The sequence below is a fragment of the Microbacterium dauci genome (genome assembly GCF_030065535.1).
In the GTDB taxonomy this organism is placed as follows: domain Bacteria; phylum Actinomycetota; class Actinomycetes; order Actinomycetales; family Microbacteriaceae; genus Microbacterium; species Microbacterium dauci.
On the sequence record NZ_JASJND010000004.1, the window covers coordinates 157,390 to 180,435 of the forward strand.

The following is a 23,046-nucleotide window of genomic DNA, read 5'->3' on the forward strand; positions in this document are numbered from 1 at the left end:
CGGCCGCGCCGCGGGCTGCGGCATCCGCTCGGGAGACTGCCGCGGTCTGCGGCATCCGCTCGCGAGAAACCATCCCGCGCGCGAGAAAACAGCGCACGAATGGTTTCTCGCGCCGGAGTGGTTTCTCGCGCCGCTCAGCGCACCGGCACGAAGCGAGCCCAGGCGTCGGCAACGCCGTCGTACGTCGTGAAGGTCAGTTGCATCTGCTCGCGGTTCGCATAGACGAATCCGACGATCGTGCTCGGGCCCTGGCAGGCGTCGAGCTGCGTCCCCTCGGTGTACGGGTCGATCTGACCTTCGCCGTCGACGGTCTGCCACGTAATCCCGAGTCGTGCGCCCGACGCCGCGGGCCGACAGTCGAACTCGATGACATAGTCCACATCCGGTTCGACCGGGTGGAACACCTGGAGGTGCGCGACCGTCTCTGACCCGTCCGGACGCAGGGCTACTCGAGCAACCTCGTCATCGTCGACCTCGGGCACCGCGTACGGCCCAAGGTCGAGGTCGAGGAGTTCCTCAGGCGAGGGTGTCGCCTCTTCCGGCGCGGGCGACTCCTCAGTCGGCGAAGCGGATGCCACGTCCGTCGGTTCCGATGGGGCGAATCCGTCCGTGGCGATGCACCCGGTCAGCAGCGACGCTGCTCCGAGGAGGGCGATGGCTGCGAGGCGATGGTGCATCCGCTCAGCGTAGGCGGCGTCCGCCCTCGACCGCGAGACAGCAGTGGCGGCCCGAGACATCGGTCGTAGACCAACGTCTCGGGCTGTGGCTGCTGTCTCGCGGACTCAGCCGACCCCGGAGGCCCGCCCGCCTCAGCCCCGGACGAGGTGCGCGGGGCGGCGGAGGAACGCGACGACGATGACGGATGCCGCGATCACGACGGCCGGCAGGAGCATGGCCTGTCCCATCGCGGCCGAGAACCCCTCGGCGACGACGGGCGGCATCGCTCCGCTGCCGAACTTCGCGCCCGAGGCATCCGCTGCTCCGGGGAGGTTCGCCTCGAGGCGCGACTGCATGAATGCGGCGATCGCTGCGGAGCCGATGACCGACCCGATCGTGCGGGTCGTGTTGTAGATGCCCGAACCGGCACCGGCCTGCCGCGGCGGGAGGTTGCGGGTCGCGGTCGTGGCGAGCGGTCCCCACATGCCGGCGTTCGCGACGCCGATGATGGCGGCCGGGATCAGCAGGAGCAGGATCGGCGCCCCGGTGTTCATGAGCAACACGTAGCCGAGGAGGCCGGCGGCCATGAGCGTGAGGCCGGGGACCAGCAGCAGCCGAGGGTCGACGCGGTCGAGGATGCGGCCGGCGAGCGGCGCGAGTCCGCCCGACAACACGGCCATCGGGATGAGGAGCAGCGCCGACTCGGTTGGGGTGAGCCCGCGCGCGAGCTGCGTGAAGAACGCGAGCGGCAGCGCCATGCTCGTGACGGTGAAGCCGACCGCGGCGATCGCGATGTTCGAGATCGCGAAGTTGCGGTCGCGGAACAGTTCGAGCGGCACCAGCGGTTCACTGCTCGTGCGCGACTGCGTCCAGATGAACACGACCATCACCGCGATGCCGGCCGCGATCATGCCCCACACCCACGCGGCCCAGTCGTAGTGCTCGCCCTCCTGCAGGCCGAAGACGATGAGGAAGAGGCCGACGGCGCTGAGCACGACGCCAAGGATGTCGAACCGGTGCGGGTGCGTCTCGAGCTGCGGCACGAGGCGCCAAGCGAGGACGAACGCGATCACGCCGACGGGGATGTTGACGAAGAAAATCCACTCCCAGCCGAAGCCGTCGACGAGCAGGCCGCCCGCGAGCGGGCCGACGAGGGTCGCGACACCGGCGGTCGCACCCCAGAGGCCCATCGCGGCGCCCCGGCGCTCGGCAGGGAAGGTGCGGGTGATGACCGCCATCGTCTGCGGCGTCATGAGCGCGGCGCCGAGCCCCTGCGCAGCGCGCGCGATGATGAGCGCCTCGAGCGAGCCCGAGAGTCCGCAGGCGAGCGAGGCGGCCGTGAAGATCGCAAGACCGATGAGGTAGATGTGCTTCGGTCCGAAGCGATCGCCGAGGCGGCCGGTCACGAGCAGAGGCACCGCGTAGGCGAGCAGGTAGGCGGACGTCACCCACACGACGTTGTCGAGGTTGGCGGTCTCGGGGTCGAGCGCCGCCTTGATCGCGGGGTTCGCGACCGAGACGATCGTCGTGTCGACGAGGATCATGAAGAACCCGAGGACGAGGGCCCAGAGTGCCGGCCAGGGGTTCGGAGTCGCAGTGCGTGCGTCGGTGGTGGATGATGCGGTCATGCTCGGGCGGCTGCTCTCTGTACCAAGTAGCGATCGGTGACGGGGAGGTCGGCGACCCCCCAGACGGTGTCGGGATTCCCGACGAACTCGACCGCGTCGTCGAGCCAGGCGATGTCAGCGTGGAGTAGCGCGCTCTGGCGGTGCACCTCGATGAGGAATTGGGGGTGGATGCCGCGTTCCGCAGCGCTCGCGCGGGCGGCACGGTGCTGCTCGAGCGAGGCGGTGAGCGCGACGCGGCGTTCGCCCAGCAGACGCAGCACCTCGTCGCGGTCGAGGTTGTGCGCCTCGGCGAGCGCGACCCGGAAGCGGTCGGGGCGGTCGATCGCGGGGAGCTCGCGCCTGACCCATTCGGGCACGGCGGCGGCACCGGCATCCGTCAGCGCGTAGGTTGTGCGCTCCGGACGGTTGCCGTCGCGCTCGGTGCCGGTCTCGGCGATGAGTCCGCCCCGCTCGAGCCGGGCGACCGTGTGGTAGATCGTCCCGTGGGTCAGCGCGACGAGACGATCCGCCTTGCGCTGCCGCAGCAGTCGCACCATCTCGTAGGTGTGCATCTCTCCTTCGCGCAGGAGCGCGAGCAGGACGAGGGCCAGCGGAGTCACCCGCCCGACGGCATCCGCCACGGCACGTCCTCTCTCGTCGATCCGGAAATAGTCCACATGGACTATACGCCCATCCGTGGACATCACCGAGCACCCGCGATAATGAGCAGGTGACGGATGCCGCGACCCCCCTTGCCGGATGGACCCACACTTACTCGGGCAAGGTCCGCGACCTGTATCGCCCCGAGGATGGCACCGACCGCATGCTCGTGGTCGCGAGCGACCGCGTCAGCGCATTCGACGTCGTGCTCGAGCCCGCCATCACCGGCAAGGGCGCCCTGCTCACGACGCTGAGCCTCTGGTGGTTCGACCAGCTGGCCGGTGGCGACGGCGGCCGCGCGATCCCCAACCACCTCCTCGCCGGCGCGACGCCGCCCGCCGAGACCGACGGCCGCGGCATGGTCGTGCAGGCGCTCGAGATGCTGCCGGTCGAGTGCGTCGTCCGCGGATACCTCACCGGTTCGGGCTGGGTCGAGTACCAGCAGGACGGCACGGTGTGCGGCATCCCGCTGCCCGAAGGACTCGGCAACGGCGACCGCCTGCCCGAGCCGATCTTCACACCCGCGTACAAGGCGCCGCTCGGCGAGCACGACGAGAACATCTCGTTCGACCGCACGGTCGAGCTCGTCGGCGCCGAGCGCGCCGCCGAACTGCGCGACACGTCGCTCGAGATCTACCGCCGCGCCGCGGCCCTCGCCGAGGCGAAGGGCCTGATCCTCGCCGACACGAAGTTCGAGTTCGGCGTCGACGGCGACGGCACGCTCACCCTCGCCGACGAGGTGCTCACGAGCGACTCGTCCCGGTACTGGGATGCCGAGACGTGGCGCACCGCCGAGACCCCGGCTGCCCGCATGGCGAGCTTCGACAAGCAGATCGTCCGCGACTGGCTCGCTGCGAACTGGGACAAGCAGGGCACGCCGCCCGCACTCCCCGCCGACATCGTGACCCGGACCGCCGCGAAGTACCGCGAGCTGCTCGACCGCCTCACCGCCTGATCCACCCGCACCACCCGATCCACCCCCGAACCCGAGGAGCACCATGGGTATCTGGACCTTGCACGGCGACGGACGTCGCATCGCACCCGGCGCCGTCGTGAAGCCCGAAGAACGCCTCGGCTGGGGCAGCACGATCGCCATCGGCGGTCAGCACGTCGTCGCCATGTTCGGCGCGACCTTCCTCGTACCGATCATCACCGGCTTCCCGGTGACGACGACCCTCTTCTTCTCGGGCGTCGGCACGCTGCTCTTCCTGTTGCTGACGCGCAACCGCCTTCCCAGCTATCTGGGCTCGTCGTTCGCGTTCCTCGCGCCGATCCTCGCGTACGGGCCGGGTGGCGGAAAGCCGCTCGAGACCCCCGAGCAGATCGGGCAGGCGCTCGTCGGCGTCTTCGTGGCGGGTGTCCTCCTCGCCGGTGTCGGCTTCCTCGTGCAGGCGACCGGCACCCGGTGGCTCGAGAAGCTCATGCCGCCGGTCGTCTCGGGTGCGATCGTCGCGCTCATCGGCCTGAACCTCGCGCCCGCCGCGTGGAGGAACTTCACCCAGGACGCCCTGCTCGGCACGATCACCCTCGTCGCCTGCATCCTCTTCGCGGTGCTCTTCCGCGGGTTCCTGGGCCGGATCTCGATCTTCCTCGGCGTCGTCGTCGGCTACCTCGCCGCCGTCGCGATGGGTCGCGTCGACTTCAGCGGCGTCGCGACGCTGATCGACCAGCAGGCCTGGATCGGGCTGCCGACCTTCCACCTGCCGTCGTTCGGCGACCCGGTGGCGTGGGCCCTCGTGCCGATGTTCCTGCCGGTCGTGCTCGTGCTCATCGCCGAGAACGTCGGCCACGTGCGCGGTGTCGCGACGATGACGGGCGACCCGACGATCAACACGCGCACCGGTCGCGCCCTCGTCGCCGACGGTGTCGCGACGACCCTCGCCGGCGCGTTCGGTGGCTCGGGCACCACCACCTACGGCGAGAACATCGGCGTCATGGCGGCCACCCGCATCTACTCGACCGCCGCCTACTGGGTCGCCGGCATCATCGCCGTACTGCTCTCGTTCTCGCCTATCGTCGGCGCGATCCTCTTCACGATCCCGAACGGCGTCATCGGCGGCGTGACGACGGTGCTGTACGGCCTCATCGGCGTGATCGGCATCAAGATCTGGGTCGACAACCAGGTCGACTTCTCGCGCCCGGTGAATCAGTACACGGTCGCGGTCGCGTTCGTCGTCGCCATCGCGAACTTCACGATGGACCTCGGCCAGCTGCAGTTCGGCGGCATCGTCCTCGGCACGGTCGCGGCGCTCGCGATCTACCACGGCGGAAACGCGATCGCCCGAGCCCGCAAGACCGGCGCGGACGACGGCGGACCCATCGTCCCGATCGGTCAGCTCGGCGGCGACCCCCGCTGAGACCCTCGCGCGTGAGCGCGGGTCGGTCTCGACGTCAGACCGACTCGCGCTCGACGAGCGTGGTCTCGAGCAGCGTCACCCGCGGCGGGGTGCCGCCGGCGAGCAGCTGCAGCAGGATGTCGGCCATCTGCTCGCCCTGCTGCAGCGACGGCTGACGCACCGTCGTGAGCGCCGGCACGACCGAGGTCGCCACCGGAGAGTCGTCGTATCCGACGATGGAGACATCCTCGGGAACACGGATGCCGGCGCGCGCGAGCGCCACGAGTGCACCCCGCGCCATCAGGTCGCTCGCGATGAAGAGTCCGTCGAACGGCGTGCCCGACTCGATCAGCCGCATCGTGGCGGCGACCGCACCGTCGGAGGTGAAGTCGCCGTCCTCCACGCCGGCCGGTTCCAGGCCCGCGGCATCCAGCGCCGCCCGGAAGCCCTCGAGGCGGTCGATGCCGCCGGGCATGGTCAGAGGGCCGGCGATCGTGGCGATCTTCCGACGGCCCCGCGCCAGCAGGTGCTCGGTCGCCAGGCGCGACCCGGCACGGTTGTCGACGTCCACGTAGTAGTCGCGCTCGCGCTCGCGGACCGGGCGCCCGCCGTAGACGACGGGCATGGCCGCCGCGATGCGGTCGATGAAGGAGTCGCTGGTGTGGTGCGACACGATGATCGCACCGTCGACGGCGCCGCTGCGCAGGTAGGCGGTGGCTTTGTCGTGCGGGTCGTCGCTCGCGATGATCAGGTTGAGCACGTAATCCGACCTGCTGACTCGTGCATGGATGCCGCTGACGATCGCCGCGAAGAAGGGGTCGCCGAAGAACCGGGTGGTGTCCTCGGGCACCACGAGGGCGATCGCCATCGTGGCCCGGCTGGCGAGCGAACGCGCCGCGCGGTTCGGGACATAGTTCAGCTCGTCGATGGCACGTCGCACCGACTCGAGCGCGGCGGGACTCACGGCCGTGGAGCCGTTCACGACCCGCGACACCGTGGAGCGCGAGACCCCGGCCACCGCCGCGACCTCTTCGATGGTCACCGGGGTGCGGATGGTGTCGGTCACGGCTGGGCTACCTCGGGAAGGGTGCGACGTCGATCGCACGGGCGGCGATGACCCGACGATACTCCAGTGCGCTGTCCTTCAATGCCCGCTCCTGGGTGTCGTAGTCCACCCGCACGATGCCGAAACGCTTGTCGTAGCCCCACGCCCATTCGAAGTTGTCGAGCAGTGACCAGTAGAAGTAGCCGCGCACGTCGACGCCCGCGTCAGCGGCATCCACGATCGCGCCGAGGTGACCGCGCAGGAACGCGACCCGCTCGTCATCGTGGACCCGGGTGACGCCGTCCTCGAAGACGGGTCGGTCGTCGTACGCGGCGCCGTTCTCGGTCACGTACAGCGGCGTGCTCGCCGCCTCCGCATACTCCCGCCACACCCGCTCGAGCAGTGTCGTGAGCGCCTCCGGCTGCACTTCCCAGTGCATGGACGTGCGCGGCAGGCCGCGCTCGTACCAGTGGATGTCGTGGCCCGCGGGCCAGGGCGAGCCGACCGGGCGATCGGTGGGCGCGTCTCCCGGCAGCGGCGGCTGCGCAGGAGCCGTGCCACCGACGAACTCGCCGTGGTAGTAGTTCACTCCGAGGGCGTCGAGCGGCTGCGCGATCGCCTCGAGATCGCCGGGCCTGACCGCCTCCTCGAAGGCGGCGACCGCCGCGGCATCCACCACGCGCACGTCGGCCACGATGTCCTGCGGATATCCCCGGCCGAACACCGGGTCGAGGAACCAGCGGTTGAACTGACCGTCGATGCGGCGTGCAGCGTCGACGTCTTCGGGTCGGGTCGGGTCGGCGGGCTCGGCGACCGTGAGGTTGAGCGTGAGGCCGAGATTCAGCGTCGCGTCGCGCTCGCGCAGGGCCGACACGACGCGGCCGTGGCCGAGGAGCAGGTGGTGCGACGCCGTCAGCCCGTCGGCGATGCTGGTCCGTCCCGGGGCATGGATGCCGCCGGTGTAGCTGAGGAACGAGGAGCACCACGGCTCGTTCAGCGTCGTCCAGATGCCCACACGGTCGCCGAGCGCATCGTGCACGGACAGCGCGTAGTCCACGAACCGGTCGCTCGTCTCGCGGGCCGTCCAGCCGCCGCGCTCCTCGAGCGCCTGCGGCAGGTCCCAGTGGTACAGCGTGAGCCAGGGAATGATGTCGGCGTCGCGGAGCTCATCGACGAGCCGCTTGTAGAAGTCGATCCCGCGCTGGTTGACGGGCCCGCCGTCGGGACGCACCCGCGACCAGGACGTCGAGAACCGGTAGGTGTCGAGCCCCAGCTCCCGCATCAGCGCGACGTCGTCCCGATACCGGTGGTAGTGGTCGCACGCGACGTCGCCGTTGTCGCCGCGGATGACGGCGCCGGGCACCCGGCTGAAGGTGTCCCAGATCGAGGCGGTGCGGCCGTCCTCGAACGCGGCCCCCTCGATCTGGTAGGCCGCCGTGGCCGCGCCGAACAGGAAGCCGGTCGGGAAGGGACGGGAGGCGGTCAGGGCAGAGCCCTCCCGGGCGACGATCGTCATGTCGTGATCCTGTCAGCCCTTGACCGCGCCGGCCATGATGCCGCTGATGAGCTGCTTACCCGCCACGACGAAGAGCACCAGAAGCGGCAACGTTGCCAGGATCGCGCCCGTGAGGACGATCGAGTAGTCGACGTAGTAACCCGACTGCAGCTGGCTGAGCGCCGTCTGGAGCGTCGGACTCTGCGGCTTGAGTACCAGCAGCGGCCACAGGAAGTCGGTCCACGCCGTCATGAATGTGAACAGACCGAGGATCGCCATGGCCGGGCGCGCCGCCGGCACACCCACCGTCAGGAAGGTGCGGAACTGGCCCGCGCCGTCGACGCGGGCGGCCTCGATGAGTTCGTCGGGGATCACGTCCACGAGGTATTGCCGCATGAAGAAGACACCGAACGCGGTGACAAGGGTCGGGATGATGACGGCCCCGATGCTGCCGGTCCAGCCCAGCTCGCGCATCAGCATGAACAGCGGGATGATGCCGAGCTGGGTGGGGATCGCCATCGTCGCGACGACGAAGACCATGAGGCCGTCGCGGCCCTTGAACCGCAGCTTCGCGAACGCATAGCCCGCGAGTGTGGAGAACGACACAACCGAGACCGTGATGATCGACGAGATGAGGACCGAATTGCCCAGGGCGACCCAGAACGGGATGGCGTCGAGGACCTTCATGGCGTTCGCCAGGAAGTTGCCGCCCGGGATGAGCGGAAGAGTCTCGGCCCGCGTGGCGTTTGTGCCGCTGCCCACGACGAACGACCACCACATCGGGTACACGCTGCCGATGACGAACGCGGTCAGAAGGCCGTAGGTCAGGAAGCCGGGGCGGCTGCCGATGCCGGCCGGCCCGCTCTGGCGAGGACGGCGGCGGCCGCCGCGGCGCGGACGCTCGGGCTCGACGACGTCGACCTGCTGGACGGGCAGCGGTGCCGGGATCGCGGTGGTCATCGGGTGCCTTTCGTGGAGTCGGAACGAAGCGCGCGGCGCGCCTTGCGGTCGGCACGCTCCGCGCCGCCGGCGATGCCGCGCGAGACGAGGAAGTTGATGAGGCCGATCCCGACGATGAGGACGAACAGGAGGATGGCGACAGCCGAGCCTTCGCCGAGGTCGCGGCGGAAGAACGCCAGCTCCCAGAGGTAGAGGACGGTCGTCTGAAACTGCCGGTCGCTGCCACCGGTGCCGCCGGCGGTCGACACGTCGAACAGCCGGGGCTCCGCGAAGATCTGCAGACCGCCGATCGTCGCGGTGATGACGACGAAGATGAGCGTCGGCCGGATCGAGGGGATCGTGATCGAGAAGAACCGGCGCGCGGGCCCGGCACCGTCGATGGCGGCGGACTCGTACAGGTCGCGCGGCACGGCCTGCATGGCCGCGAGGAGGATGAGCGCGTTGTATCCCGTCCACCGGAAGTTCACCATCGTCGCGATCGCGATGTGGCTGAGGAACGTGTCGTGTTTCCACTCCTGGTCGGGGATGCCGACGAGGTTCAGCACGTTGTTGACGAGGCCGTCCGCCTCGTTGAAAGCACTGGAGAAGATCAGCGCGGTGGCGACAGGGGTGACCACGAAGGGGATGAGGACGCTCATGCGCCAGAAGGTCGGTGCACGCAGGCCGCGATCGAGGAGGTAGGCCACCAGGAGCGCGACGGAGAGCTGCGGGATGGCCGAGAGCAGGAAGATGCTCAGGGTGTTGCCGATGGACTTCCAGAACGAGTCGTCCTGGAGGACGCTGACGAAGTTGCCCGCACCGACGAACTCGTCCTGACCACTCAGCAGATCCCAGTCGAACAACGAGACGTTGACCGTGTACAGCAGTGGGAAAAGACCGACGAGTCCGAAGAGCAGGAAGAACGGGGCGATGTAGGCGTAGGGCGAACCGCGGTACGCGAATCGCGACAGGCGCTGGCGTGCGGTGAGGCGCGGCGGTCGAGCCGCGACATCAGCATGCGCCTCCGGGCGCACGCGAGGTGGCGGCGAAGCGGTGGTGGTCATGGTGTCCTCTCGTGTGCGCCGGGATGGTGCACGGGTCACCGGCGATGCCGGTGACCCGTGCGGAAGGTCCTAGTCGGACTCGACCTGCTTGGCCAGCTCCGCGAGGGCCTTGTCCCACGCGCCGGCGGTGTCGACCTCGCCCCGGTCCAGCGCACTCAGCGCGGGCCCGAAGACGTTCTCCTGGATCACCGAGTCGTCCGGTCCCTTGTACTGGGCGACGACACCCTTCGCGCGCTCGGCGAGGATCGCGCCGGTCGGGGCGTCGTTGAAGAACTCGTTGGGCGTCGCGTCGCTCGCGAGGCTCTCCTGCGCCTCGATGGTCGACGGGAAGTTGCCCGCAGCCGCCGACTGCTTGACCTGCTGCTCGGGCTGCGTCAGCCAGTCGGCGAGCTTCGCCGCGGCTTCCTTGTGCTCCGAGGTCTCGGAGACCGACAGCCACGCGCCGCCCCAGTTGGCTGCGCCGCCGGGGAAGACATCCGCGAAGTCCCACCCGGTGGAGGCGTCCCCGCCCGCGCTCTCGACGCGCTCCTTGACAATGCCCAGCATCCATCCCGGGCAGACGAAGGTCGCGAACGTGCCGTCGACGAACGACTTGTTGCCGTTCCAGTCCCACGCCGCCTGCGCGGCGGACTGGCCGCCCTCCGTGGCGGCGCCGAGGAGCTCGAAGCGCTCCTTCAGCTCGGCGTTGCCGTCGACGTTCAGCGTCCCGTCGGAGGTGTAGTAGCCCTCGTCGAGCTGATTCACCATGGCGTTCCACACGAAGCCGGAGTGGTCATACCACCCCTTGCCGGTGTCGTCGGTGTACTTCTGGCCGATCTCGAAGTAGTTCTCCCAGTCACCGTCAAGCAGCTCGGCGACGCTCTCGCGGTCGGTCGGGAGGCCGGCCGCCTCGAACGCCGGGGCGTTGTAGCAGATGCCGCTCGGGCCGATGTCGGTGCCGTAGCCGATGACACGGCCGTCGGGTGCGGTGGCGGTCTCGTACTTCCAATCGACCCAGTCGGCCTTGCGGTCCTCGATGCCGTAATCGCGCAGGTCGGCGAAGTTCTCGACGACGCCCTCCTCCATGATCGCGCCGAGCCAGCCCTCTTCGATTGCGACGATGTCGGAGAGTCCTCCGGCGCCGATCTTGGTGAACAGGTCGGTGCGGGCGTTGCCGCCGGTGTCGATGTTCGTGGCCTCGATGGTGACGTTGTCGTGGAGGCTCTCGTACTCCTCGTACAGCTCCTCGTAGCCGAAGGTGCCGAATGTGGTGATGGTGAGGGTGACGGGCTCGTCGCCCGAACCCTCCTCACCATTCGTATCGCCGCCGCCGGCGCAGCCGGCGAGGACGAGAGCGGACGTCGAGGCGACGGCGGCGAGGACGCCGACGCGGCGCAGGGCGCGTGAGTTCACAGGACACTCCTTTGTGGTGTGGAGAGAGACGGGTGCGGTGCTCCCTCCCATGGGAGCGCTCTCAACTGAAATTAGACGGTACGGGAGCGCTCCCATGGCTGTCAAGGGAGCGCTCCCATACGATCGGTCACGGTTCGGTCACGGCCGTTCGAAGCGCGTGCCCTCCCCCGCGTTCCGACGCTGCAGCCCTGTCCTGGGCGCGGGGCCGCCTGGCCGTAGACTGGTCCCACCCCTGCCCGCGACATCCCGGAGCTTTCGAATGCCCACCATCGTCGTCGACGTCATGCCCAAGGCCGAGCTGCTGGACCCGCAGGGGAAGGCCGTCGCCGGCGCACTCTCCCGCCTCGGCCACGAAGAATTCTCCGGCGTCCGGATCGGCAAGCGCTTCGAGCTGACTGTCGACACCGCCGACGAGCAGACGCTCGCGACGGTCAAGACCATCGCCGAAGAGATCCTCTCGAACGCGGTCATCGAGGACGTCGTGGGCATCGAGGTCGTCGAATGACGGTCCGCGTCGGCGTCATCACCTTCCCGGGATCGCTCGACGACGGCGACGCGCAGCGCGCCGTCCGCCTGGCGGGAGCCGAGCCGGTCGCGCTCTGGCACGGTTCGCACGACCTCGACGGTGTCGACGCGCTCGTCCTGCCGGGCGGCTTCAGCTACGGCGACTACCTGCGCGCCGGCGCGATCGCAGCGCTCGCGCCGATCATGTCCGAGGTGAAGGACGCCGCAGCCAAGGGCATGCCGATCCTCGGCATCTGCAACGGGTTCCAGATGCTCGTCGAGGCGCACCTGCTGCCCGGCGGCCTCATCCGCAACGCGCACCAGCAGTTCATCCGCCGCGACCAGCGTCTCGTCGTCGAGAACGCCGACACGGCGTGGACGAGCGAGTTCGAGGTCGGCCAGGAGATCGTCATCCCGCTGAAGAACGCGGACGGCGGCTACATCGCCTCAGCGGACACCCTCGCGCGCATCAACGGCGAGGGCCTCGTCGCGTTCCGCTACGCGGGGGTGAACCCGAACGGCTCGATCGACGACATCGCCGGCCTCACCAACGAGCGCGGCAACGTCGTCGGCCTCATGCCGCACCCCGAGCACGCGATCGAGCCCGGCTTCGGGCCCGACACCGCCGCGGCGATGCGCTCCGGCGTCGACGGGCTGAAGTTCTTCACCGCCGCGGTCAGCGCCGTGGTGGCATCCGCCGCCTGAGCCAGCCCCGCGGCATCCTCGGTCGCGAGAAACCACATTCGGCGCGAGACATCACCGCAGGGGTGGTTTCTCGCGCCGGAGTGGTTTCTCGGTGCGAGCTCAGACCGTCCCGGCCGGCGGCCAGACGCCGATGATGACGGCCATCACGACGATCGTCACGAGCTCGTGCGCGATGTTCATCACGGTCAGCGACGTCGGGCGACCCTCGAACGCATCGTGAGTGATGAACCGCGCCGCGGTGAACCCCGCCCACAGCAGCACGCCGGTCACGATCGCGGCCCACAGGTACGAGCCTTCGTAGAAATGCCACGCGATCGTCGTCGCGCCGGCGAGCACCCAGGCGGTCGCGAAGCTGACGAGAACCGTCACGATGATGGGCATCGCAGCGGATGCCGCGGGGCGGTCCATGTCGACCTTCGCGAGCTGCGCCCAGCGCGTCCCGAACACCTTCGGCGCGTACCAGACCGAGCCGACGATCATGCTCGACAGCGTCGCGAGCAGCACGGTCCAGGAATTGATCTCGGGAATCATCAGGGCCTCCTCCAGCCGATACCGGGACAGTACCGCGCACGGGGCGCGTCGACCCGGAACGCCGCGGTCGCGACTGCCGTCCGGACCTCCGGCGAGCGCCGATAGCCTCGGTGCATGGCCACCCTCACCGTCAGCGTCCCGTCCGAGAGCCTCGCCGCGAAACTGTCCGACACCGGCGCCGAGGTGCTGGTGTGGAAGAGGGACGGGCCGCCGCCGCGTGAGGTGATCGACCTCGTGGTGCCGCCGTGCATGGCCGGCGGCGAGGGGTTGCCACTGCTGGCAGACGTGCGAACGCAGCTCGTGCAGGGACAATCGATCGGCTACGACGGCGTCGAGCAGAAGCTGCCCGCGGGTGTCGTGTTCGCGAACGCGGCAACCGTGCACGAGACGTCCACCGCAGAGCTGGCTCTGGCGCTCGTGCTCGCCGCGCAGCGCGAGTTCGTGCGGTTCGTGCAGGCACAGGCGACCGGCACGTGGTCACCGGTGATGGCGCAGAGCCTGGCCGATCGTCGGGTGCTCGTGCTCGGCTACGGCGGGGTCGGCAAGGCGGTCGCCGCACGCCTCGCGCCGTTCGAGGTCGTGGTGGTCCCGGTCGCCACGCGCGCACGCGACGAGGACGGCATCCATGTCCACGGTGTGGACGAGCTGGCGGACCTGCTCCCGACGGCCGAGATCGTCATCGCGACCCTGCCCGGCGGCGACGCGACCCGACACATCATCGACGACACATTCCTCGCGGCACTGCCCGACGGTGCCCTCGTCGTGAACGTCGGCCGCGGCTCGCTCGTCGACACCGACGCACTCGTCGACCACGTCTCGCGCGGCCGCATCCGCGCGGCGCTCGACGTCACCGAACCCGAGCCCCTACCCGCCGACCACCCGCTGTGGACACTCGAAGGCGTGCTCATCGCACCGCACGTGGGTGGCGCGACCAGCGCGATGGCGCCGCGCGCGGAGGCGCTGATCCGCCGTCAGATCGCGCACCTGCAGCGCGGGGAGACCCCCGAGAACATCGTCCTGCGCACCTGACGGGGCAGCGGCATCCCTTCACCCGATCTGAGATTCCGTCGCGGATGGTCGGATGCCGCATGCCGAACCGATCATTCGCGACGGATTCGTGTGCCGCGCAGCCGAGAACGACCCAACCGGATGCCGCGGCGTCAGACGGGTGCGTCGATGTCGCGACCATCCCACAGGTCGGCGCACTCGACGGCGAGCGCCCCGTGCGCCGTCAGGTAGCCCCCGGCTCCCCGATCGCCCGACAGCTGCGCCGTCACCGCCGACCAGTGCAGCCGACCGACGATCGCGGGGTGACCGGTCTCGCCGCCGAAGACCGCGCGGGCAAGCGCCGCAGGGGGATCCTGCGAGCCGGCCGCGACGACACGGCGGCACACCGCAGCGGGCAGGTCGGGCACGTCCACAGGGGCGATGAGCACAGCATCGGCATCGGTGGCGACCGCGTGCGCGAGCACGGCGCGCATGGTGGCAGCGAGCCCGACACTCCAGCGGTCGACCACGAGCGACTCGGCGCCGGCAGGGACGAGCATCCGCGCGGCATCCGATTCGGCACCGAGCGCGACGAGGACGCGGTCGCAGCCGGCGTCGAAGAGCGCCGCGACGACCCGGTGCAGCCATGGCGTGCCGTCGTCCCCTCGTGCGAGCGCTTTGGGACCACCGAACCGGGTGCCCGCACCGGCGGCGAGCACCACGCCGAGGACGTTCACCGCACGGATGCCGCGGGCATCGCGCACGCGGCGGCGGCGTGGATCGGACCGGTCTGCGTCGACAGCCGTGTACCCGAGCCCCCGTGCCGGTCGGCGACGATCTCGGCCAGGATCGACACCGCCGTCTCGGCGGGCGTGCGGCCGCCGAGGTCGAGCCCGATGGGTGAGCGGAGCCGCGACAGCGCGGCATCCGTCACCCCGGCCTCACGGAGGCGACCCAGCCGATCGTCATGGGTGCGCCGGCTCCCCATCGCACCGACGTAACCGACCGGCGCGGCGAGCGCCGCGCTCAGCGCTGGGACATCGAACTTCGCGTCGTGAGTCAGGACGCAGACTGCGTCGTGCGCGCCCAACCGCTGCGCCTCGAGGTACCTGCCGGGTCGGTCGACGATGACCTCGGCACCGGGGAACCGATCCGCCGTCGCGAAGACGCTGCGCGCGTCGACGACCGTCACGCGCATGCCCGCCGCCTGCGCGAGCGCGCTGAGCGCGACGGCGAACTCGACGGCGCCGACGATGACGAGGCGCGGCGGAGCGACGACATCGACGACCACGCCGACCTCGTCTGCGTCGCCGACGAACATCCGCCCCGCGGCCGTGAACACGAGCCGCGTCGGCATGCCGGCGCTCGCCCGTTCGGCGAGCAGCGCGACGTCCCTCGCGGCATCCGATCCCGCCGGGACCGGGCGCACGAGCACCTCGACTTCGCCGCCGCACGTCAGACCGATCGCGAACGCATCGGCGTCGCTGTACCCGAATCGCTCGATCCGCGCCGCGCCGTCTGCGATGACCTCGAGCGCGGTGCCGTACACGGCGCCTTCGACGCAGCCGCCCGAGACGTTCCCGAACGCCTCGCCGTCGGCCGAGACGATCATGCTCGCCCCCACATCGCGGGGCGCGCTGCCCGACGTCGCGACAACGGTCGCCATCGCGAACGACCGCCCGTCCCGCACCCAGTCCGCGGCCTTCGCGAGGATCTCCTGCATGGGCGGCATGCTAAAGCGCACATGTTGCGCTGGGGTTTCGACCGCGGGAAACACCGCTGAAACGCCCGAGTGGTTCGATCGACCGATCCGATGCACGACGGGAGGCGTATGGACATCACCTCGGTCACGTCGTACCGCCGCGCCCGGACCCGAGCAGACCTCGCACTCGTCGACGGTGAGGTCTTCATCGCCGGCGGGACGTGGCTCATGAGCGAGCCGCAGCCCGGTACGACCGGGTTCGTCGACCTGACGACCTTGGGATGGCCAGACCTCGAACCCACCGAGACCGGCTTGCGCATCTCGGCGACCTGCACGATCGCCCGGCTGGTGGCGTGGGCTCGCAGCGCCGACGTGCCGGATGACTGGCACGCGGCATCCCTGATTCCGGATGCCGCGAACGCCCTGCTCGCATCGTTCAAGGTCTGGAACACCGCGACCGTCGGCGGCAACGTGTGCCGCTCGTTCGCCGCCGGCGCGATGGTCTCGCTCAGCGCCGCGCTCGACGCCACGGCGATCGTATGGACGCCCGACGGCGGCGAGCGCCGCCTCGCCGTCGCCGACCTCGTCACCGGCAACGGCACCAACGCGCTGAGCCCGGGCGAGGTGCTCCGCGCCGTCGATCTGCCCGCGCACGCACTGCGCGCCCGCGCGCGCCTCCGCAAGATCGCCCTCGCCGAGCACGGCCGCTCGGGCGCGGTCGTCACCGGACGGGTCGACGGCGACGGCGCCACAGTGTTCAGCCTGACGGCGTCGACGTGGGCACCGGTGGTGCTGCGGTTCGAGGCGCTGCCGACAGCCGCGGCGCTCGGGTCCGCGGTCGCAGCCGCGCCGGGGTACTACACCGACCCGCTCGGCGAAGCGGAGTGGCGTCGTGCGGTGAGCGGCGTGCTCGCCGAGCGCATCCGCGCGGAGTTTGCCGAGGAGGTCGCTGAATGAAGTTCGATGTCGACGGTGCGTCGGTCTTCGCGGAACCTCGACCCGGGCAGTGCCTGCGCACGCTGTTGCGCGAGACAGGGCACACCACCGTCAAGAAGGGCTGCGACGCCGGCGACTGCGGCGCGTGCAGCGTGCTGCTCGACGGCGAGCCGGTGCACTCGTGCATCGTGCCCGCCGTGCGGGTCGAGGGTCGCGCGGTCACGACGGCGGCCGGACTCGCCCCGGGCGATGAGCTGCATCCCGTGCAGCAGGCGATCGCGGACGGCTTCGGCTTCCAGTGCGGGTTCTGCACCCCCGGCATGAGCGTCACCGCGTCAACGCTGTGCGCGCACGACATCGACGACCTCGACCGGCGCATGAAGGGCAACCTCTGCCGGTGCACGGGGTACCGGCCGATCCGGCAGGCCATCACCGAAGCGGTCCTCGGCCCGGTCCGCGAGACCGGACCGGCGCACGCGCCGGCAGCCGCCGATCAGCGGGTCGGGCGCTCGGTGCGACCCGACGCCGCGCGACGCATCGTGCAGGGCGGCGAGGCGTTCACCTTCGACCTTCCGCCCGACCACCCGGCGTCCGACGCGCTCGTCCTGCGGGTCGTGACGAGCCCGCACGCGCACGCGCGCATCCGGTCGATCCAGACGGATGCCGCGCTGGCGGTGCCCGGCGTCGTCGCGGTGTTCACGCACGCCGACGTCCCGGGCGGGCGGTATTCCACGGGACGACACGAGCACCGGGGCGACGACCCCGACGACACCCGCATGCTCGACGACGTCGTTCGGCACGTCGGGCAGCGCATCGCGGCCGTCGTCGCCGAGACCGCCGAGGCGGCGGACGCCGCCCGCGCCCTCGTGCGGGTCGACTACGAGGTGCTTCCCGCCGTGTTCGACGCCGAGGCTGCCCGACAACCGGGCGCCCCGCTGCTGCATCCCTCCCTCACCTCCGACGACCGCGTCGACCACGCCGACCGCAACGTGGTCCTGTCCATCGCCACAGCTGACGACGGCGTCGACGAGGCGCTGGCCGGCAGCGCAGTCACGGTCAGCGGCACGTGGCAGACCTCGCGCGTCAGCCACGGCCAGCTCGAGACGCACGGTGCACTCGGGTGGCTCGACGACGACGGCCGGCTGGTCCTCCGTGCCTCCACCCAGGTGCCGTTCCTCACCCGCGACGAGATCGCGCGCATCTTCGACCTCGACCGCGATCGCGTACGCGTGCACACCGCACGCGTGGGGGGCGGCTTCGGCGGCAAGCAGGAGATCTTCGCCGAAGACCTCGTCGCCCTCGCCGTCCTGCGCACCGGACGGCCGGTCGCGTACGAACTGTCGCGCGCCGACGAGTTCCAGCGCACCTCGGTGCGGCATCCGATGCGCGTGCAGGTCGAGCTCGGGGCGACCGCTGACGGCACCCTCACGGCGATGCGCCTCGACGTGTTGAGCGACACCGGCGCGTACGGCAACCACTCGCGTGGCGTGCTGTTCCACTCGCTCGCCGAGTCGACGACGATCTACCGGATCCCGCGTAAGCGGATCGACGCCGAGGTCGTCTACACGAACAACGTGCCCTCTGGCGCGTTCCGCGGCTACGGACTCGGCCAGGTGATCCTCGGCGTCGAGTCGGCGATGGACATGCTCGCCGAGCGCCTCGGCATCGACCCGTTCGACCTGCGGCGGCGCAACGCGATCCGCCCCGGCGACGACCCCGGCCACGACGACCTCGTCTGGGGCAGCTACGGTTTCGACCAGTGCCTCGATCTCGCGCAGGCAGCGCTGCGGCGCGGCAACGGTGTCGATGCGCCCGAGGGCTGGCGGGTCGGCGAAGGCGTCGCCGCGGCGATGATCGCCACGATGGCGCCGTTCGGCCACGTCGCGCACACCTCTGCGACGCTGCGCTCCGACGGCACCTACCTGCTGCGTGTCGGCACGACCGAGTTCGGCAACGGCACGACGACCGTACTGCGCCAGATCGCCGCGACCGACCTCGCGGCATCCTTCGACCGGATCGAACTGTGGCACGCCGACACCGACGCCGTCGCGCACGACACCGGCGCCTTCGCATCGGCGGGCATCACGGTCGCCGGCAAGGCGCTGCATGCCGCCTGCCTCGCCCTCGCCCGCCGCATGCGTGAGCGAGCCGCGGCACTGACCCGGACCGAACCGGATGCCGCGGTCGTCACGGCGAGCGGTGTCGAAACGGCCGGGCGGTTCATCGGTTTCGCCGAGCTCACCGCGGCAGGCGAACTCACTGCGGACGGCAGCGAGCTCGGCGACCAGCGCTCGCTCGCCTTCAACGTCCACGCCGTGCGGGTCGCCGTCGACCCCGCCACCGGCGAGGTGCGGATCTTGCAGTCGGTGCAGAGCGCCGACGCGGGCTTCGTCATGAATCCCGCGCAGTGCCGCGGGCAGATCGAAGGCGGCGTCGCACAGGGAATCGGCAGCGCGCTGTACGAAGAAGTCATGGTCGATGACGGCGTCGTCACGTCCCCGGTGTTCCGGCTGTATCGGATGCCGCAGTTCGCCGACATCCCCGAGACCGAAGTGCTCTTCGCCGACACGAGCGATGACCTCGGCCCGTTCGGCGCGAAGTCGATGAGCGAGTCGCCGTACAACCCGGTCGCCCCCGCCATCGGGAACGCGATCGCACGGGCCCTCGGCTCCCGACCCTACGCCCAGCCGTTCTCGCGCGATCGCGTGTGGGCCCTTGGCCGTCACACGTCGGAAACATGACCGATCACGCCCCGGAAATGTGACCGGTCTAGCGTCACGACAGCACCTCTCAACAGAAGGAATCCCGATGCACACACAGCTCACCTCGCGCCGCCGCGGCGGTATCGCCCTCGCACTCACGGCCACCGCCGCGATCGCCCTCTCCGCCTGCGCGTCGTCGACGCCCGAGCCGGCCGGCTCCGCCGAGCCCGGTGAAGCCGTCGATCACGGTTCGGTGAGCATCCAGTACTCGTGGATCAAGAACGAAGAGTTCGCCGGCGAGTTCTACGCATACGACAAGGGCTATTACGAGGACGCCGGCTTCTCGGAGGTCACCGGCATCGCCGGCCCCGACACCGGTGTCGCCAAGCTCCTCTCCGGCACGGTGCAGTTCGCGCTCAGCGACGCGGCATCCGTCGGCGCAGCCGTCGCCGAAGAGGACGCACCGCTGAAGATCATCGGAGCGACGTTCCAGAAGAACCCCTTCACGATTCTCTCGCTCGCCGACGGCGGCAACATCGCGACCCCCGAGGACCTCAAGGGCAAGCGCATCGGTGTGCAGGACTCGAACGCCTCGGTGTTCGCGGCCCTCCTCGCCGCGAACGGCATCGACGAGAGCGAGCTCGAGATCGTGCCCGTCGACTTCGACCCGACCCCCCTCATGAACGGTGAAGTCGACGGTTTTATGGCCTACCTGACCAACGAGGCCATCACGGTCGAGATGGCCGGCTTCGACGTCACCAACCTGGCCTACGCCGAGAACGGACTGCCGTACGTGGCCGAGACGTTCACCGTCACCGACCAGTACCTCGCCGAGAACCCGGACCTCATCAAGGCGTTCCTGACGGCCGAGATCAAGGGCTGGGCCGACACGTTCACCGAGCCGATCGACGACACCGTCGCGATGGTCATCGAGCACTACAACGAGTCGGCCGCCGCCGGCGACCTCACCTTCGGCGAGCTCGACCCGGCAAAGGTGCAGGCCGGCATCGAGGCACAGGCACTGCTGATCTCGACCGAGGAGACCGAGGCCAACGGCCTCTTCACCATCTCGGACGAGCTCAAGAAGCAGACGCTCGCGTCCCTCGCGACCTCGGGATGGGAACTCGAGGCCGACCAGCTCTTCGACACGACGATCATCGACGAGATCTACGCAGAGAACCCCGATCTGCTGGACTACCTCCCCTGAGCGACCACGCTGCGAGATCATGACCGTCACTGACGTAACGGATGCCGGTGCCCCCACGGGCACCGGCATCCAGATCACCGGGGTCTCCAAGACCTTCCCTCTCCGCGGCGGCAAGACGCTGACCGCACTGCAGGACACCGACCTCCACACCGAGAAGGGGTCGTTCCTCGCCCTGCTCGGCCCGTCGGGCTGTGGCAAGTCGACCATCCTGCGCATCCTTGCGGCGCTCGACCACCCCACCCACGGGGCGGCGCTGGTCGACGGCGAAACCCCCGACCAGTTGCGGGCGAAGAGCGAGCTCGGCATCGCCTTCCAAGACCACGCGCTGCTGCCGTGGCGCAGCATCCGCAAGAACATCGAACTGCCGTTCGAGGTCGCCGGGCGAAAGGTCGACAAGGCCTACGTCGATGAGCTCATCGAGCTCGTCGGGCTGAAGGACTTCGCCAGCGCGAAGCCATCGCAGCTCTCCGGCGGTATGCGCCAGCGCGCCTCGATCGCGCGCGCCCTCGTACTCAAGCCCTCGGTGCTGCTGCTCGACGAGCCGTTCGGTGCGCTCGACGACATGACGCGGCAGAACCTCAACCTCGAGCTCCTGCGCATCTGGACCGAGAAGCCGGCCACCACGCTGCTCGTGACGCACGGGATCAGTGAGGCGATCTTCCTCGCCGACCGCGTCGCCGTCATGTCGCCCCGCCCCGGGCGCATCAAGGAGATCATCGAGATCGACCTGCCACGCCCGCGCACGCCCGAGATGATGCGTACGCCCGAGTTCCACGCGTACGTCGATCGGGCGTCCGAGCTGCTGTTCGGCTCCGACGGCCGCGCCGAAGCGGAGGCGTGACCCATGGCGAGACGGCGCATCCCCGGGTGGGCGGCCGGGCTCATCGGTGGCGTGGCGCTCATCCTGCTGTGGTGGCTGTTCTCGATCACCGCGTTCCAGCAGCGTGAGGGCACGACGTTCACGCCGGTCCCGTCTCCGTACGCAGTCTTCGATTGGCTGATCCTGCAGGGGAACATCGCCGGCGCGTGGAACGTGTTCCAGCCGACGGTGACGGCCGCGGGGATCGGCTACCTGTGGGGCAACGGGATCGCGCTCCTGCTGTCGGCGATCGTGCTCGTCCTCCCGCGCCTGGAAACACTGATCACTCAGATCGCCGTCGTCACCTACTGCCTGCCCATCGTCGCGGTGGGTGGCATCTCGATCGTCGTTATCGGTGGCGCCCGAAACCCCGGCGATCCGTCGCCGACCGCGATCTTCCTGTCGGCGCTCGTCTGCGTCTTCACGACCGTCGTCAGCTCGATCCTCGGCTTCAAGTCCGCCGACAAGGCCTCGCTCGATGTCGTGCGCGTCTACGGCGGCGGCGCGTGGACGCAGCTGTACAAGGTGCGGCTGATCGCCGCGCTGCCCTCGATCCTCAACGCGCTGCAGATCGCGGTTCCCACCGCGTTCCTCGGCGCCGTGCTCGGCGAATACCTCGGTTCGATCACCGCAGGGGTCGGGCCCACCCTCATCCGACTGCAGGGCCAGCTCGATTCGGCGGGCGTGTGGTCGGTGTTCCTGCTCAGCGCGGTCTTCGCCCTCGTCGCCTACGGTCTGGTCGGGCTGCTGGTACGGATGGTGACCCCCTGGGTGTCCGGAAAGGCGCACTGATGGCCCGCAAGCACTCGCCGATCGACACGGTCTCCGCTCCACAGGACCGCACCGTCCAGGTCGCACTCGCCGCTGAGGCCGCCGCCCAGGCCCGGCTGCGGGTGGACCGCCGCCGGGCCCTCTCCAAGGCGATCCTCCGCTCACTCGGGAACGCTGCGATCACCCTCATCGTGCTCGTCGCGCTGTGGCAGGCGGTGGTGAGCTTCACCGGTATCTCGCCGTACATCGCCAAGGGCCCGCTCGACGTCTGGGACTTTCTCTTCGTCTCGGAGGACGCCGCGGAGCACCGTGCGGCGATGTTCCCCCTGGTGGGCCAGACCCTCGCCGACTCCACCCTCGGGTTCGTGGTCGGCATGGTCGTCGCGCTCGTCTTCGCGGTCCTGTTCAACCTGTCGAAGTCGGTCGAGGCGGGCGTGATGCCGCTCGTCCTGCTGCTGCGCACGATCCCGCTCGTCGCCATCGCGCCGGTCATCATCCTCATCACGGGGCGTGGCACGACGGCATCCGTCGCTGTCATCGGCACGATCGTCGTGCTCTTCCCGGCGCTCGCGAACATCCTCTTCGGCCTGAGCCGCTCGAGCCAGCAAAGCCTCGATGTCGTCCACGTGTTCGGCGGCGGCCGGCTCATGACCCTGCGCAAAGTGAACCTTCCCGGCGCCCTGCCGAGCGTGTTCGCGGCGGCCCGCGTCTCGGTGCCCGGCGCGGTCACCGGTGCACTGCTGGCCGAGTGGCTCTCGACCGGTCAGGGCATCGGCGGATCGATTCTGAAATTCAACGCGCAGGCACAGTTCACCCAGCTGTGGACGTCGATCGCACTAATCACCGTCATCACGCTGCTGCTCTACAACATCGTCCAGGTGGCCGAGAACATCGTGCTCACCCGGATGGGCATGACCACCGCGCGCTGATCCGCGCCCGCTCTCGCG

The 23,046-nt window shown here is 69.8% G+C and carries 22 protein-coding genes; 11 read left to right on the forward strand and 11 right to left on the reverse strand.

Features of this window, described 5'->3' with window-relative positions:
- Positions 1-134 precede the first annotated feature (134 nt).
- The 3 genes from QNI14_RS05720 to QNI14_RS05730 all read right to left on the reverse strand — a co-directional run bounded on the left by QNI14_RS05720 (position 135) and on the right by QNI14_RS05730 (position 2,905).
- Positions 135-677 (reverse strand): hypothetical protein, encoded by a 543-nt coding sequence (locus QNI14_RS05720; protein WP_283715459.1) that lies wholly within the window; start codon positions 675-677, stop codon positions 135-137.
- A gap of 132 nt (positions 678-809) precedes the next feature.
- Positions 810-2,285, reverse strand: a complete 1,476-nt coding sequence (locus tag QNI14_RS05725; protein ID WP_283715460.1) for a DHA2 family efflux MFS transporter permease subunit — start codon at positions 2,283-2,285, stop codon at positions 810-812.
- Entirely contained in the window at positions 2,282-2,905 is a 624-nt protein-coding gene (locus tag QNI14_RS05730) for a PadR family transcriptional regulator (RefSeq protein WP_283715462.1), read from the reverse strand. The genes QNI14_RS05725 and QNI14_RS05730 overlap by 4 nt, the downstream gene beginning before the upstream one ends.
- 89 nt (positions 2,906-2,994) lie before the next feature.
- On the opposite strand from QNI14_RS05730, the gene QNI14_RS05735 reads away from it, so the two are divergent.
- Together QNI14_RS05735 and QNI14_RS05740 are read left to right on the forward strand one after the other, a co-directional pair.
- On the forward strand, positions 2,995-3,879 hold the full coding sequence (locus QNI14_RS05735; RefSeq protein WP_283715463.1) for a phosphoribosylaminoimidazolesuccinocarboxamide synthase: 885 nt from the start codon (positions 2,995-2,997) through the stop codon (positions 3,877-3,879).
- 43 nt (positions 3,880-3,922) lie between these two features.
- A complete protein-coding gene (locus tag QNI14_RS05740) occupies positions 3,923-5,281 on the forward strand; it encodes a uracil-xanthine permease family protein (RefSeq protein ID WP_283715464.1) in 1,359 nt (452 codons plus the stop codon).
- A gap of 34 nt (positions 5,282-5,315) precedes the next feature.
- Here QNI14_RS05740 and QNI14_RS05745 read toward each other — a convergent pair whose 3' ends face one another.
- From QNI14_RS05745 to QNI14_RS05765, 5 genes are all read right to left on the reverse strand, one after another.
- Entirely contained in the window at positions 5,316-6,326 is a 1,011-nt protein-coding gene (locus QNI14_RS05745) for a LacI family DNA-binding transcriptional regulator (RefSeq protein ID WP_283715465.1), read from the reverse strand.
- 7 nt (positions 6,327-6,333) lie between these two features.
- Positions 6,334-7,821, reverse strand: a complete 1,488-nt coding sequence (locus tag QNI14_RS05750; RefSeq protein WP_283715466.1) for a GH1 family beta-glucosidase — start codon at positions 7,819-7,821, stop codon at positions 6,334-6,336.
- A gap of 12 nt (positions 7,822-7,833) precedes the next feature.
- Positions 7,834-8,760 carry a carbohydrate ABC transporter permease gene (locus tag QNI14_RS05755; protein WP_283715468.1) on the reverse strand — a complete coding sequence of 309 codons (927 nt, stop codon included), beginning with the start codon at positions 8,758-8,760 and terminating at the stop codon, positions 7,834-7,836.
- Positions 8,757-9,803 carry a carbohydrate ABC transporter permease gene (locus QNI14_RS05760; RefSeq protein WP_283715470.1) on the reverse strand — a complete coding sequence of 349 codons (1,047 nt, stop codon included), beginning with the start codon at positions 9,801-9,803 and terminating at the stop codon, positions 8,757-8,759. The genes QNI14_RS05755 and QNI14_RS05760 overlap by 4 nt, the downstream gene beginning before the upstream one ends.
- Positions 9,804-9,872: 69 nt before the next feature.
- A complete protein-coding gene (locus tag QNI14_RS05765; protein ID WP_283715472.1) occupies positions 9,873-11,195 on the reverse strand; it encodes an ABC transporter substrate-binding protein in 1,323 nt (440 codons plus the stop codon).
- 259 nt (positions 11,196-11,454) lie between these two features.
- On the opposite strand from QNI14_RS05765, the gene purS reads away from it, so the two are divergent.
- Both purS and purQ read left to right on the forward strand, forming a co-directional pair.
- Complete coding sequence (gene purS / locus QNI14_RS05770; RefSeq protein WP_283715473.1) at positions 11,455-11,700, forward strand: phosphoribosylformylglycinamidine synthase subunit PurS; 246 nt, start codon at positions 11,455-11,457, stop codon at positions 11,698-11,700.
- Complete coding sequence (gene purQ / locus QNI14_RS05775) at positions 11,697-12,404, forward strand: phosphoribosylformylglycinamidine synthase subunit PurQ (RefSeq protein WP_283715475.1); 708 nt, start codon at positions 11,697-11,699, stop codon at positions 12,402-12,404. The genes purS and purQ overlap by 4 nt, the downstream gene beginning before the upstream one ends.
- 99 nt (positions 12,405-12,503) lie before the next feature.
- Here purQ and QNI14_RS05780 read toward each other — a convergent pair whose 3' ends face one another.
- Positions 12,504-12,935 carry a DUF1761 domain-containing protein gene (locus QNI14_RS05780; RefSeq protein ID WP_283715476.1) on the reverse strand — a complete coding sequence of 144 codons (432 nt, stop codon included), beginning with the start codon at positions 12,933-12,935 and terminating at the stop codon, positions 12,504-12,506.
- A 114-nt stretch (positions 12,936-13,049) separates the two neighbouring features.
- Between QNI14_RS05780 and QNI14_RS05785 the strand changes: the two genes are divergently transcribed.
- Entirely contained in the window at positions 13,050-13,964 is a 915-nt protein-coding gene (locus QNI14_RS05785; protein ID WP_283715477.1) for a 2-hydroxyacid dehydrogenase, read from the forward strand.
- A gap of 131 nt (positions 13,965-14,095) precedes the next feature.
- Here QNI14_RS05785 and QNI14_RS05790 read toward each other — a convergent pair whose 3' ends face one another.
- Together QNI14_RS05790 and QNI14_RS05795 are read right to left on the reverse strand one after the other, a co-directional pair.
- On the reverse strand, positions 14,096-14,686 hold the full coding sequence (locus tag QNI14_RS05790; RefSeq protein ID WP_283715479.1) for a nucleotidyltransferase family protein: 591 nt from the start codon (positions 14,684-14,686) through the stop codon (positions 14,096-14,098).
- On the reverse strand, positions 14,656-15,645 hold the full coding sequence (locus tag QNI14_RS05795; RefSeq protein ID WP_283715481.1) for an XdhC family protein: 990 nt from the start codon (positions 15,643-15,645) through the stop codon (positions 14,656-14,658). The genes QNI14_RS05790 and QNI14_RS05795 overlap by 31 nt, the downstream gene beginning before the upstream one ends.
- A 108-nt stretch (positions 15,646-15,753) precedes the next feature.
- Here QNI14_RS05795 and QNI14_RS05800 point away from each other — a divergent pair, with 108 nt between their 5' ends.
- The 6 genes from QNI14_RS05800 (at position 15,754) to QNI14_RS05825 (ending at position 23,028) form a co-directional block, all read left to right on the forward strand.
- Entirely contained in the window at positions 15,754-16,581 is an 828-nt protein-coding gene (locus tag QNI14_RS05800; RefSeq protein ID WP_283715483.1) for an FAD binding domain-containing protein, read from the forward strand.
- The gene (locus tag QNI14_RS05805; RefSeq protein ID WP_283715485.1) at positions 16,578-19,301 is read left to right on the forward strand and encodes a molybdopterin-dependent oxidoreductase; all 2,724 of its coding nucleotides are present in this window, start codon (positions 16,578-16,580) and stop codon (positions 19,299-19,301) included. The genes QNI14_RS05800 and QNI14_RS05805 overlap by 4 nt, the downstream gene beginning before the upstream one ends.
- Before the next feature lie 67 nt (positions 19,302-19,368).
- Positions 19,369-20,469, forward strand: a complete 1,101-nt coding sequence (locus QNI14_RS05810; RefSeq protein WP_283715486.1) for an ABC transporter substrate-binding protein — start codon at positions 19,369-19,371, stop codon at positions 20,467-20,469.
- Positions 20,470-20,488: 19 nt separating this feature from the next.
- Positions 20,489-21,310: an ABC transporter ATP-binding protein gene (locus QNI14_RS05815; RefSeq protein WP_283715487.1), complete on the forward strand. Its 822-nt coding sequence runs from the start codon at positions 20,489-20,491 to the stop codon at positions 21,308-21,310.
- Between the two features lie 3 nt (positions 21,311-21,313).
- A complete protein-coding gene (locus QNI14_RS05820; protein WP_283715489.1) occupies positions 21,314-22,120 on the forward strand; it encodes an ABC transporter permease in 807 nt (268 codons plus the stop codon).
- Positions 22,120-23,028, forward strand: a complete 909-nt coding sequence (locus QNI14_RS05825; protein ID WP_283715490.1) for an ABC transporter permease — start codon at positions 22,120-22,122, stop codon at positions 23,026-23,028. Before QNI14_RS05820 ends, QNI14_RS05825 begins: the two co-directional genes overlap by 1 nt.
- The last annotated feature ends 18 nt before the right edge of the window (positions 23,029-23,046 follow it).

Coding starts and splice junctions, on each gene's coding strand:
- purQ (WP_283715475.1), top strand. CDS start 11,697: ATGACGGTCCGCGTCGGCGTCATCACCTTCCCGGGATCGCTCGACGAC.
- QNI14_RS05740 (WP_283715464.1), top strand. CDS start 3,923: ATGGGTATCTGGACCTTGCACGGCGACGGACGTCGCATCGCACCCGGC.
- QNI14_RS05725 (WP_283715460.1), bottom strand. CDS start 2,285: ATGACCGCATCATCCACCACCGACGCACGCACTGCGACTCCGAACCCC.
- QNI14_RS05810 (WP_283715486.1), top strand. CDS start 19,369: ATGCACACACAGCTCACCTCGCGCCGCCGCGGCGGTATCGCCCTCGCA.
- purS (WP_283715473.1), top strand. CDS start 11,455: ATGCCCACCATCGTCGTCGACGTCATGCCCAAGGCCGAGCTGCTGGAC.
- QNI14_RS05750 (WP_283715466.1), bottom strand. CDS start 7,821: ATGACGATCGTCGCCCGGGAGGGCTCTGCCCTGACCGCCTCCCGTCCC.
- QNI14_RS05800 (WP_283715483.1), top strand. CDS start 15,754: ATGGACATCACCTCGGTCACGTCGTACCGCCGCGCCCGGACCCGAGCA.
- QNI14_RS05720 (WP_283715459.1), bottom strand. CDS start 677: ATGCACCATCGCCTCGCAGCCATCGCCCTCCTCGGAGCAGCGTCGCTG.
- QNI14_RS05815 (WP_283715487.1), top strand. CDS start 20,489: ATGACCGTCACTGACGTAACGGATGCCGGTGCCCCCACGGGCACCGGC.
- QNI14_RS05760 (WP_283715470.1), bottom strand. CDS start 9,803: ATGACCACCACCGCTTCGCCGCCACCTCGCGTGCGCCCGGAGGCGCAT.
- QNI14_RS05780 (WP_283715476.1), bottom strand. CDS start 12,935: ATGATTCCCGAGATCAATTCCTGGACCGTGCTGCTCGCGACGCTGTCG.
- QNI14_RS05795 (WP_283715481.1), bottom strand. CDS start 15,645: ATGCAGGAGATCCTCGCGAAGGCCGCGGACTGGGTGCGGGACGGGCGG.
- QNI14_RS05755 (WP_283715468.1), bottom strand. CDS start 8,760: ATGACCACCGCGATCCCGGCACCGCTGCCCGTCCAGCAGGTCGACGTC.
- QNI14_RS05785 (WP_283715477.1), top strand. CDS start 13,050: ATGGCCACCCTCACCGTCAGCGTCCCGTCCGAGAGCCTCGCCGCGAAA.
- QNI14_RS05825 (WP_283715490.1), top strand. CDS start 22,120: ATGGCCCGCAAGCACTCGCCGATCGACACGGTCTCCGCTCCACAGGAC.
- QNI14_RS05805 (WP_283715485.1), top strand. CDS start 16,578: ATGAAGTTCGATGTCGACGGTGCGTCGGTCTTCGCGGAACCTCGACCC.
- QNI14_RS05820 (WP_283715489.1), top strand. CDS start 21,314: ATGGCGAGACGGCGCATCCCCGGGTGGGCGGCCGGGCTCATCGGTGGC.